Source organism: Micromonospora sp. 15K316, assembly GCF_004348525.1.
GTDB lineage: Bacteria > Actinomycetota > Actinomycetes > Mycobacteriales > Micromonosporaceae > Micromonospora.
This window is the reverse complement of sequence record NZ_SMKG01000204.1, coordinates 1-10883: the sequence shown is the minus strand read 5'-3', so window position 1 is coordinate 10883 and position 10883 is coordinate 1. Positions and strand designations below refer to the sequence as shown.

Genomic DNA, 10883 nt, shown 5'->3' with positions numbered 1-10883 from the left:
GGTCAGGCGGAGGTGCGTTCGACCAGTTGGGTGTCGAGCAGGACGTGCGGGGCGGGCAGGTCGTCGCCGCGGATGCGGGCGACCAGCAGCCGGGCCATCTGCCGCCCCATCTCCTCCACCGGCTGGAAGACAGTGGTCAACGGCGGGTCGGCCTGCCGGGCGATCGGGGCGTCGTCGAAGCCGACGACCGCCACGTCGTCCGGCACCCGACGGCCCGCCTCCCGCAGCGCGCGCAGCGCGCCGAACGCCATCAGGTCGGACGCGACGAAGACGGCGTCGACGTCCGGCCGGCGCTCCAGCAGCCGGCGCATGCAGGCCGCCCCGCTCTCCTCGCTGAAGTCGCCGTACGCGACGAGGTCGGTGTCGACGCCGCCGAGCGCGGCGGTGACCGCCTCGGTGTAGCCGGTCAGGCGGGCCAGGCCGGCGCCCATGTCCTGCGGGCCGGCGATGGTGGCGATGCGGCGCCGGCCCCGGTCGGCCAGGTACCGCACGGCCTGCCGGGCGCCGCCCACGTTGTCCACGTCGACGAACCAGGCCGGCCGCGCTCCCGGTCGCAGCATCCCGGCCGGCCGGCCGCCGAGCACGCTCGGCAGGCCGCGCTCCTCCAGCAGGCCGGGCAGCGGGTCCGCGTCGTGCAGCGAGAGCAGCAGTACGCCGTCGACGTGCTGGCTGGTGAGGTGGTGCTCGACCCGCTCCCGCTCGACCGGGGACTGTGCCATGGCCAGCCAGAGCTGCATCGGCGTCTGCAACAGTGCGGAGCTGATCCCGCGGACGATCGCGGCGAAGAACGGTTCGGTGAAGACGCGCTCCCCGGACTCGGAGACGACCAGCGCGACGGAGTCCGTACGCCGGGTGACCAGCGCCCGGGCGGCGCGGTTCGGCACGTACCCTAGCTCGGCGATGGCCTGCTGCACGGCGGCCCGCGCCTCGGGACTGACCTGGGGTGAGCCGTTGACCACGCGGGAGACCGTGCCGCGTCCGACGCCGGCGCGGGCGGCGACCGCGTCCAGGGTCGGACGTCCGAGGGACCGGGTGCGCTGCGTTGTCATCGTCTGCTCCTCCGGCGTTGGACGACGCCGGCGCCCGCCCCGGGCGGGGCGGGCGCCGGACCGTCCGTTGGTGGCTGGCCCTCGACTATTGTGCGGCCAGATCGTCGCGCCGGGTGACCACGGCGTCCCGCGAGAGCTTCACCAGCCCCGGAAGGAGCCCTCCATCCGGGCCTCGTTGACGAACTGCCTCCAGGCCGCCTGTTTGCCGAGCTCCCCGCTCTCGTAGGCGCGCAACGCCGGTTCGAGGGCGTTCTCCTTCACGGCCTGGTGCTTGGGTCCGAGGTGCAGCGGCTGGATCCGCCGGACGCTCTCGCCGAAGATCTTGCCGGTCGGCGCGTTGTTGAAGTACTTGTTGGTGTAGCCGGTGAACTCCGAGTCCTGCAGCGCGTCCAGGTTGGTGGGCAGCGGGCCCTTGAGCTTGAACGCCGCGATCTGGCTCCGGGCGTTGGTCAGGTACTCGGCGAGCTTGGCGGCCTCTTCCGGGTACTTGCTCTGGGTCGGCACGCCCAGCCAGGAGCCGCCCCAGTTGCCGGCGCCGCCGGGCACCGGGGCCACGTCCCACTTGCCGGCGTTCTTCGGTCCGGAGTTCTCCGCGACCACGCCGAGCATCCAGGACGGGCAGAGCGTCGCCGCGAAGGTGCCGGTCTTGAAGCCGGCGGACCACTCGGGGGACCAGGTGGCCGCCCCGGCGCTGATCTTCGCGTCGGCCATGGCGATCGCGGTGTTCCAGGCGGCCTTCACCGACGCGCTGGTGTCGGCGACGATGTTGTCGCCGTCGTCGTAGAACAGGTCCCCGCCCTTCTGGTACATCACCGCGCTCGCCGCGGTGGTGACCGAGTCGAGCATCCCCTTGCCGGTCGCCTCGCGGTACTTCTCGCCGGCCTCGATGAAGCCGTCCCAGTCCCGCCAGAGCGCCGCCACCTTGTCCCGCCTGGTCGGCAGCCCGGCCGCCGCGAACAGGTCTCGGCGGTAGCAGACCGCGAGGCTGCCCACGTCGGTGGGCAGGCCCATCAGGCGACCGTTCGGCGCCCGGCCCAGCTCGTACTTCCAGGCCAGGTAGTCGTTGCTGTGATCGCTGACCAGCGGCCGGAGGTCGACCCAGTTGTCCGGGTTGACCTTGAACTCGTTGAGGATGCCCTCCTCCAGCGCGACGACGTCCCCCGCGCCCGTGCCGGTGGCGATCGCCTGTACCAGCTTCGGCCGGTAGTCGTTGAGCTGGGCGACCTTGTGCAGCTCGACCGTGATGCCGGTGTCCTTCTCGTACTGCTTGACGATCTCGTCGTAACCGAACTCACCGAACGTCTCCACGACGAGTTTGGCGGGCTTGCCGGCGGCGGCGTCCCCGCCGCACGCGACGAGGCCGCCGAGCGCGGTGACCGCGGCCAGGGCCGCCGCCGTCAACCGGACACGCCGCGTGGTGAGCCTCATCGTGACCCCTCTTTCGCTGGTGAGGCTGGGTGCGCCGGACTGAGGAACGGCGTCCTCGCCGCCGCGCCGGTGTCACGATCGACGCCGACGGTCGCAAGAGGACCGGGCCACCCTAGTGGAGCGCTCCCAGGGAGCGTGCCGATACGCTCCTGGCCTGTCAATACTCGTGTGGGAGCGTTCCACCACACGTTACCGTGCCCTCGCCCTCCCCACGCACGGCCCGGGGCGGGCGAGATCTGGCCCACGGCACGGCCGTCCACGCTCGGCCACCCCTCGGGTACGCCGCCGGTCAGCAGAAGCGGCGCAGCAGGGTGCCGGCCCGACCCGCGTCGAAGGCCTCCGGGTCGAACGTCTCCCCCGCCCACTCCCGCATCGACAGGTGCTCGGGGTGCGTCGGGTCGGCCAGCGCGACGAGCAGCAGGTGATAGCCGGCGACCCCGCCGACCCCCTCCGGTGGGCACGCCCGTTCCCCGTCGACGCAGGCCGGGTAGCGCTCCTCCGGGTCGGCGGTGAGCGCGTCCTCGACGACGAGGTCGTGTTCCCACCAGTCGCCGAAGTCGTAGGTGTACTGGAACCGGCTGCCCTTGCCGAGCACCTCGTCCAGCCGCACGTCCAGCTCGTCGCTGAGCGCCAACTCACCGTCCGGGTCGGGCTCACCGTACTGGAGGGCGTCGATCTCGAACGAGTGCAGCCGGCAGTCGCGCCAACCCATCGCGTGCTGCACCACCCGGTGCAGCCGGTCGAGGGTGTAGCCGGCCGGCACGAGCACCCGGCGCCAGACCGGCGGACGGACCCCGGCCAGGGAAATCCTCAGCTGGAAGATCTGGCGCGACATGCTGTCCCCTCCTCCTCGGCATAGGCTGCGAGCATGATCTGCCGAGCGTGCCGAGCGAGACGGCACGACGACTGTCCGGGGCGGAACTGGTGCGACTGCCAGCACCGTACCCCCCGACCCACCCCTCCGGTCAGCGGTCCGGCGAGCGAATGAGCGTCGGGATCCCGATCGGTCGAATCTGGCCGGTACCGCCGGCGCAGCCCCTCGACGACGCCACGCTGACCGCGCTCTACGGCCGCGCCGACCGGCCACACCTGCGAGTGAACTTCGTCTCGAGCCCCGACGGCGCGGTGAGCGTGGACGGCTACTCGGCCGGCCTCTCCGGCGAGCCGGACAAGCGCGTCTTCGGCCTGCTCCGGATGCTCTGCGACGGGCTGGTGGTCGCCGCCGGCACGCTGCGGCACGAAGGCTACCGGGCGGTACGCCTCACCGAGCGCCACCGCGCCTGGCGGCGGGAGCACGGCCTGCCCGAGTACCCGACGCTGGTGGTCGTCTCCGGCTCGCTCGCGCTCGACCCGGCGCAGGCCGCCCTCGCCGACGCGCCGGTGCGGCCACTGGTGCTCACCCACGCCGGGGCCACACCCCCGCCGGGGCTGACCGAGGTGGCCGACCTCGTCCGCTGCGGCACCGACCGGGTGGACCTCGTCGCGGGCCTCGCCGAGCTGCGCCGGCGCGGGCTCGACCAGCTGCTCTGCGAGGGCGGACCGCACCTGTTCGGCGCGCTCACCGCCGCCGACCTGGTCGACGAGCTCTGCCTCACCGTCGCGCCGCTGCTCGCCGGCGGGGGTCCGGGCCGGATCAGCGCCGGCCCGCCCAGCCCGCCACGGCAGCTGCCGCTGCGGCACGCGCTCGTCGCGGAGGACGGCACGCTCCTGCTCCGCTACGCCCGCGCCTGACGCCCTCCGGCGGGCACGGATGGTGGTTCCGGGGTGACGCTCCGGAAGGCCGGGCACGCACCGGCGTGGCGTCCGCCGCGTCGCGTGGCAACCTGTCGTACTCCTCGGGCAGGATGCACCACGTGTGCGCCGACCGCGATGACCGACCCACCGGAGTTGCCCGATGACCGATGACGGGTTCGACGCCCCGGTCGAGGGGGTCGGCCGGGTGCTCGGCACCGCCGACGCCACCCCGCTGCAGTTCTGGGCGGCCGTCTCCCCCGGCAGCTACCTCCAGCTCGATGACGTGGTGGTGACCCGGCGGGAGCTGCCCGACCGCGAGCCGGTGACCATCGCCGGCGTGGTCACCCAGGTCCGGGCCCGCCACGAGGGCGCGCAGTTCGACTCCGACGTCTTCGCCATCGCCGACGGGACCCTCCCCGCCCAGGTGCAGGAGGCCGCCGAGGTGACCACCACCCGGGTCGACCCGGAGTTCTACGTGCCACCGACCCCGGGCGCGGTGGTGCACCGGGCCGAGGGCGACGCCCGGGCCCGGGCGCTGCACTTCGACCGGATGGAGCGGCGCATCCCGATGGGGATGGGCCGCGACGGCGTCCCCGTCTACCTCAACGCCGACTTCCTCGACGGCACCCGCGGCGCGCACGTCTCCATCTCCGGCATCTCCGGCGTGGCCACCAAGACCAGCTTCGCCACCTTCCTGCTCTACTCGGTCTTCCGCTCCGGGGTGCTGGGCGGCGACGCGGTCAATGCCAAGGCGCTCATCTTCAACGTCAAGGGCGAGGACCTGCTCTTCCTCGACCACCCCAACGCCCGGCTGGACGACGCCACCCGCGCCGGCTACGCGAAGCTCGGCCTCGACGCGGGCGCCTTCCCCGACGTCCGCGTCTACGCCCCGCCCCGGGTCGGCGACTCCTCCGGCACGCCGGACGTGAGCAGCCGGCTGACCGGGGTCGACAGCTTCTACTGGACGCTCGCCGAGTTCTGCGCCGACCGGCTCCTGCCGTACGTCTTCGCCGACGCCGACGACGAGCGCCAGCAGTACACGATGGTCGTCCACTCGGTCACCGCCCACCTGGCCCGCTACGCGCAGCCCGCCGACGGCGGGGTGAGCATCGACGGGGTCCGCCTCGGCGGCTACGCCGAACTGGTCGACCACATCGTCGAGCAGCTCAACGACGACGAGACCCGCTCGGAGTGGGCCGGCAGCGCCGTCGGGCTGGGCACCGTCAACGCCTTCGCCCGCCGCCTGATCGGCAGCAAGAAGGACCTCGGCCGGCTGATCCGGGGCGACCTCGCCACCCGCCGCCCGCACAGCATCAACACCGCGGAGAGCGCCCAGGTCACCGTCGTCGACCTGCACAACCTGCCCGACCGGGCGCAACGCTTCGTGGTCGGTGTCACGCTCCGGAGCGAGTTCGAGCGCAAGGAGAAGGCCGGCACCGCCAAGCCGCTGCTCTTCGTGGTCCTCGACGAGCTCAACAAGTACGCCCCCCGGGAGGGCTCGTCCCCGATCAAGGAGGTGCTGCTCGACATCGCCGAGCGGGGCCGGTCGCTCGGCGTGGTCCTGGTGGGCGCGCAGCAGACGGCGAGCGAGGTGGAGCGGCGGATCGTCACCAACTCGGCGATCCGGGTGGTCGGCCGGCTGGACCCGGCCGAGGCGTCCCGCCCCGAGTACGGTTTCCTCCCCCCGGCGCAGCGCCAGCGGGCGCTGCTCGCCAAGCCCGGCACCATGTTCGTCAACCAGCCGGACATCCCGGTGCCGCTCTGCCTGGAGTTCCCCTTCCCGGCCTGGGCGACCCGGGTCAGCGAGGCGGGGCGGCCGCCGTCGCAGACGCTGCGCTCGATCACCCAGACCGCGGATCCGTTCGCGGTGGTGGGTTCGGCCGGCGGCACCGACGACGACATCCCGTTCTAGCGGACGCGAACGTGAGCGCGAGGAGTGAGCGTGCGAGCCCCGCAGCGCGAGCAACGGCCCGCACGGTGAGCGCGAGGAGCGAACGGTGAAGATCCTGCACACCTCGGACTGGCACGTCGGCAAGGTCCTCAAGGGGCGGTCGCGGGCCGAGGAGCACAAGGCGGTGCTCGCGGGCGTCATCGACATCGCCCGGGCGGAGCAGCCCGATCTCGTCATCGTCGCCGGCGACCTCTACGACACCGCGGCGCCGACGCCGGAGGCCACCCGCCTGGTGACCCGGGCGCTGACCGCCCTACGCCGCACCGGCGCGGACGTGGTCGCGATCGGCGGCAACCACGACAACGGCGCCGCGCTCGACGCGCTGCGCCCGTGGGCCGAGGCCGCCGGCATCACGCTGCGCGGCAGCGTCCGGGAGAACCCGGACGAGCACGTCATCGACGGCACCACCGCCGGCGGGGAGCGCTGGCGGCTGGCCGCGCTGCCGTTCCTCTCGCAGCGCTACGCGGTCCGCGCCGTCGAGATGTACGAGCTCACCGCCGCCGAGGCGAACCAGACGTACGCCGACCACCTGCGCCGGGTGCTCGGCCGGCTCACCGAGAGCTTCACCGAGCCGGAGCGCGTGCACCTGGTCACCGCGCACCTCACGGTGACCGGCGCCGCCGCCGGCGGCGGCGAGCGGGACGCGCACACCGTGCTCGGCTACGCGGTTCCCGCGACGGTCTTCCCGGCGACCGCGCACTACGTCGCGCTGGGTCACCTGCACCGCGCCCAGCGAATCGACGCGCCGTGCCCGGTCCGCTACTGCGGCAGCCCGCTGGCGGTGGACTTCGGCGAGCAGGAGAACGTCCCCTCCGTCACGATCGTCGAGGTCACCGCCGACACGGCCGCCCGCGTACGGGAGGTGCCGGTGACGGCGGCGGCGGCGCTGCGCACCGTACGGGGCACCCTCGAACAGCTCGCCGAGTCGGCGCAGCCGGACGACGCCTGGCTGCGGGTCTACGTACGCGAGCAGCCCCGGGCCGGTCTGCGCGAGGAGGTGCAGGAGCTGCTGCCGCAGGCGCTGGAGATCCGGATCGATCCCGAGCTGGTGCCGGCGCCGGGCAGCGGCGCCCGGATCGCCCAGCGGTCCGGCCGCTCCCCACGCGAGCTCTTCGGCGACTACCTGACCAGCCGCGGGCACGCCGACGACGGCGTACGGGAGCTCTTCGACGAGCTGATCGAGGAGGTCGATCACTGATGCGACCGATCCGGCTGGACATGGCGGGTTTCACCGTCTTCCGGGACGAGACCACCGTCGACTTCACCGACGCGGACTTCTTCGCCCTCGTCGGCCCGACCGGCTCCGGCAAGTCGACGGTGCTGGACGCGATCTGCTTCGCGCTCTACGGGACGGTGCCGCGCTGGGGCGGCACCCGTGGCCTGACCAACGCGCTCGCGCCGTCGGCGACCGAGGCCCGCGTCCGCCTGGTCTTCGAGTCCGCCGGGGCCCGCTACGTGGCCACCCGGGTGGTCCGGCGGGACAGCCGGGGCAACGTGAAGACCGCGAACGCCGGGCTGCAGCTGATGCCACCCGGGTTCGACGTGACGAAGCTGGAGACCGGGCTCGCCCCGGAGGATCTCGGCGAGGTCGTGGCCGGCACCCCGGCCGAGATGGACGAGGCGGTGCTGGAGGCGGTCGGGCTGCCGTACGAGCAGTTCACCAGCTGCGTGGTGCTGCCGCAGGGGCAGTTCGCGGATTTCCTGCACGCCCGGCCGGCCACCCGCCAGCAGATCCTGGTCAACCTGCTCGACCTCGGCGTCTACGAGGAGGTGCAGAAGCGGGCCACCGCCCGGGCCGCCCAGGCCGAGGCGAAGCTGGAGGCGGTGGACCAGCTGCTGGCCGGTCTCACCGACGTGGACGACGACACCCTCGACCGGGCCGGCGCCCAGGTCGAGCGGATGCGCGAGCTGGCCGGGGCGGTGGCCGCCGCCGTGCCGGAACTGGAGGCGGCACGCACATCCGCGCGGGAGGCGACGGCGGCCCTCGACGCGCTCGACGGCGAGCTGGCCGTGCTCGGCGCAGTCCGGGCACCGGACGGGGTGGCCGAGGTGGCCCGGGCGGTGACGGCCGCGCGCGCCGACGCCGAGGCGGCCACCAGCGCGGTGTCGCTCGCCGAGGAGCGCGAGGAGAAGCTCCGCGGGGAGCTCGCCGCCGCCGGCGACGAGAGCGCGCTGCGGATGCGGCTGACCGCGTACGCGGAGCGGGAGAAGCTGACCGGTCAGGCCGAGACGGTGCGCGCGGCGCTGGCGGTGGCCGACGCCGAACACGACGCGGCCACGCGGGCGCTCGCCGAGGCGCGGGCGGCGGCCCAGCGGGCGGAGGAGGAGCTGGCGGCGGCGTTCCTCGCCCACGACGAGGCGAAGGCGACCGACCAGGCGATGGCGCTGCGGGCGCACCTGGTCGAGGGAGCCGCCTGCCCGGTCTGCGCGCAGGTGGTCGACGACGTGCCGGCGGTGCCCGCCGGTTCGGCGGTGGCCCGTGCCGTCGAGGCGGGCAAGGTGGCCCGGTCGGCGAGCGAGGCGGCCAAGCAGGTCGTGCAGGAGCGCGACGCGGCGGCGCGCGAACTGGACCGGGTGCTGGTGCAGGCCCGGGCCCGGCAGGAGCACCTCGACGCCCGCCTCACCGAGCTGGACGGGCAGCTCGCCGGTGCTGCCACGGCGGAGACGCTGCGGGAGCAGCTGGCCGAGCACGCCCGGCTGCGGCGGGCGCTGGACGAGGCGGCCGGGGCGGTCCGCGCCGGCCGGGAGGCGGCTCGCCGGGCCCGCGGCACGGTGGACGCGGCGCAGGAGCGGCTGCGGGCCGCCTGGCGCGGCTTCGACGCCACGCGCGACGGGTTGGCCCGCTTCGGCCCGCCGGCCGCCGACCGGGACGACGTGGCCGCGGCGTGGGCGGCGCTCACCGACTGGGCGGGCAGCGAGACCCGGCGACGCGAGGCGGAGCGGGCGGGGCGGGCCACGGCGGTCACCGAGGCGGAGGCGGCGGCCGCCTCGGTCACGCGCCGCATCGCCGGCATCCTCGCCGACGCCGGGCTGCCCGCCGCCGACGATCCGGTCCACGCCGCCACGGTCGCCGTGGAGCGGGCCGAGGCGGAGCGACGCCGGTTGCTGGAGCGCCGCGAGCAGGCCGCCGAGCTACGCGAGCAGCGGTCCGGGCACGAGCGCCAGGCGCAGGTGGCGCGGGCCCTGGCGGGGCACCTGCGGGCCAACAACTTCGAGCGGTGGCTGCTCGCCGAGGCACTGGACCTGCTCGTCGACGGGGCGTCGCGGATCCTGCGGGAGCTCTCCGGCGGCCAGTACGACCTGGTCCACGACAAGGGCGAGTTCTTCGTCGTCGACCACTACGACGCCGGGCTGCGCCGGGGTGTGCGGACCCTCTCCGGCGGCGAGACGTTCCAGACGTCCCTGGCGCTGGCTCTGGCGCTCTCCGAGCAGCTCGCCGGCCTCTCCACCACCGCCGCGAGCCTGGAGTCGATCGTGCTGGACGAGGGCTTCGGCACCCTGGACGCGGCGACCCTCGACACGGTCGCCGCCACCCTGGAAAACCTCGCCGCCCGCGGTGACCGGATGGTCGGGGTGGTCACCCACGTGCCGGCGCTGGCCGAGCGGATCCCGGTGCGGTTCGAGGTCCGCAAGGATGCCCGCTCCGCCCGGGTGGAACGGACCGGCCGGTGACGGCCCCCGGCGGCCGGTTCTACGTCGACGCGTGGGACCCGTCGTACGGCGCCTCCTTCGAGGCTTCGCCGACGGGCCCGGCCGCGCCGAGCAGCGCCCAGGTCGAGACGGACGCGGAGCTGCCGGCGGTGGACTGGCGGGCGGTGGACGTACGCCCCGGGGTGCGCGCGCCCCACGTGGTGCTGCTCGTCGACGGGGTACGCCGGATCGACGCCAGCATCTGGACGGCCGAGGCCGACGGCGCCTCCTTCCCGGGCGTGGCGGCGTCGTACGCGGCCGGCGTGGTCCGGTGCGACCTGGAGCGGGGGGCGGCGCAGCTGGCCGGTACCCGGGTCGGCCGGGGGCTGTTCACGGCGAGCCCGTCGGCGCAGGAGGTGGTGGCCGGCTCGATCCGTTACCCGGTGCACCGGGTCGGCGGCACCGGGGAGCTGGCCAAGCTGCCGGCCGCGGTGCAGGCGCCGCTGACCGCGCTGGAGGTGGCGGTCTCGGACGCGGCCCGCACCGACGGGGACCTGCTCGTGGTCGACGGTCCGCTGCGCAGCCGCCGCAACCTGCCGCGCACCCTCGGCTACATCAAGACGCAGCACAGCCAGTACCTTGACGCCCGGCTGACCGCGGTGGTGACGGGGCTGGCCTCCGGGCAGCGGTCGCCGGTGTTCCGGGTCGGCACCGCCTGGGGTGGGTGGTCCTGGTACCTGCGGCTGCCCGTGCTGGCCGGTGCCCCGTGGGCGGGCATCGTCCGGGTCGAGTGCTCCCCCGACCTGGAGATCTCCGAGGCGATCGAGCTGGCCGACCTCTCTCTGGTCACGCTCCCCCGGTTCGCCTCGACCCCGTACAAGGATCCGCGGGCCCCGCAGAACCTCATTCCGATCGCGGGCCTGGAGCGTCGACTGCGCGCGCTGCTCGGGGACTCCCGGCTGCTGCATCGGGCGCTCACCGCGGCGGCCCGCACCGGCGCCGTCCGCCGCTGACCCCCCGGCCGGGCGGCCCGCCGTGCCGCCTCCCGGCGGCTGTCTCTCTTTCAGCTATAACGCTCCCAACCATCTAAC

At 74.4% G+C, this 10883-nt stretch carries 8 protein-coding genes; 5 read left to right on the top strand and 3 right to left on the bottom strand.

Going from position 1 to position 10883, the window contains the following annotated elements:
- Positions 1–2 precede the first annotated feature (2 nt).
- From E1211_RS26195 to E1211_RS26185, 3 genes are all read right to left on the bottom strand, one after another.
- Positions 3–1049, bottom strand: a complete 1047-nt coding sequence (locus tag E1211_RS26195) for a LacI family DNA-binding transcriptional regulator (protein ID WP_132351906.1) — start codon at positions 1047–1049, stop codon at positions 3–5.
- 138 nt (positions 1050–1187) lie between these two features.
- Complete coding sequence (locus E1211_RS26190) at positions 1188–2477, bottom strand: extracellular solute-binding protein (RefSeq protein WP_132351904.1); 1290 nt, start codon at positions 2475–2477, stop codon at positions 1188–1190.
- A 289-nt stretch (positions 2478–2766) separates the two neighbouring features.
- A complete protein-coding gene (locus tag E1211_RS26185) occupies positions 2767–3312 on the bottom strand; it encodes a plasmid pRiA4b ORF-3 family protein (protein WP_132351902.1) in 546 nt (181 codons plus the stop codon).
- 149 nt (positions 3313–3461) lie between these two features.
- Between E1211_RS26185 and E1211_RS26180 the strand changes: the two genes are divergently transcribed.
- The 5 genes from E1211_RS26180 to E1211_RS26160 all read left to right on the top strand — a co-directional run bounded on the left by E1211_RS26180 (position 3462) and on the right by E1211_RS26160 (position 10805).
- Complete coding sequence (locus E1211_RS26180; protein ID WP_132351900.1) at positions 3462–4208, top strand: pyrimidine reductase family protein; 747 nt, start codon at positions 3462–3464, stop codon at positions 4206–4208.
- A 163-nt stretch (positions 4209–4371) separates the two neighbouring features.
- Entirely contained in the window at positions 4372–6123 is a 1752-nt protein-coding gene (locus E1211_RS26175; protein ID WP_120676867.1) for an ATP-binding protein, read from the top strand.
- A gap of 85 nt (positions 6124–6208) precedes the next feature.
- A complete protein-coding gene (locus tag E1211_RS26170) occupies positions 6209–7360 on the top strand; it encodes an exonuclease SbcCD subunit D (protein WP_132351898.1) in 1152 nt (383 codons plus the stop codon).
- Positions 7360–9834 carry an AAA family ATPase gene (locus E1211_RS26165; RefSeq protein WP_132351896.1) on the top strand — a complete coding sequence of 825 codons (2475 nt, stop codon included), beginning with the start codon at positions 7360–7362 and terminating at the stop codon, positions 9832–9834. Before E1211_RS26170 ends, E1211_RS26165 begins: the two co-directional genes overlap by 1 nt.
- Entirely contained in the window at positions 9831–10805 is a 975-nt protein-coding gene (locus E1211_RS26160) for a hypothetical protein (RefSeq protein WP_132351894.1), read from the top strand. Before E1211_RS26165 ends, E1211_RS26160 begins: the two co-directional genes overlap by 4 nt.
- The last annotated feature ends 78 nt before the right edge of the window (positions 10806–10883 follow it).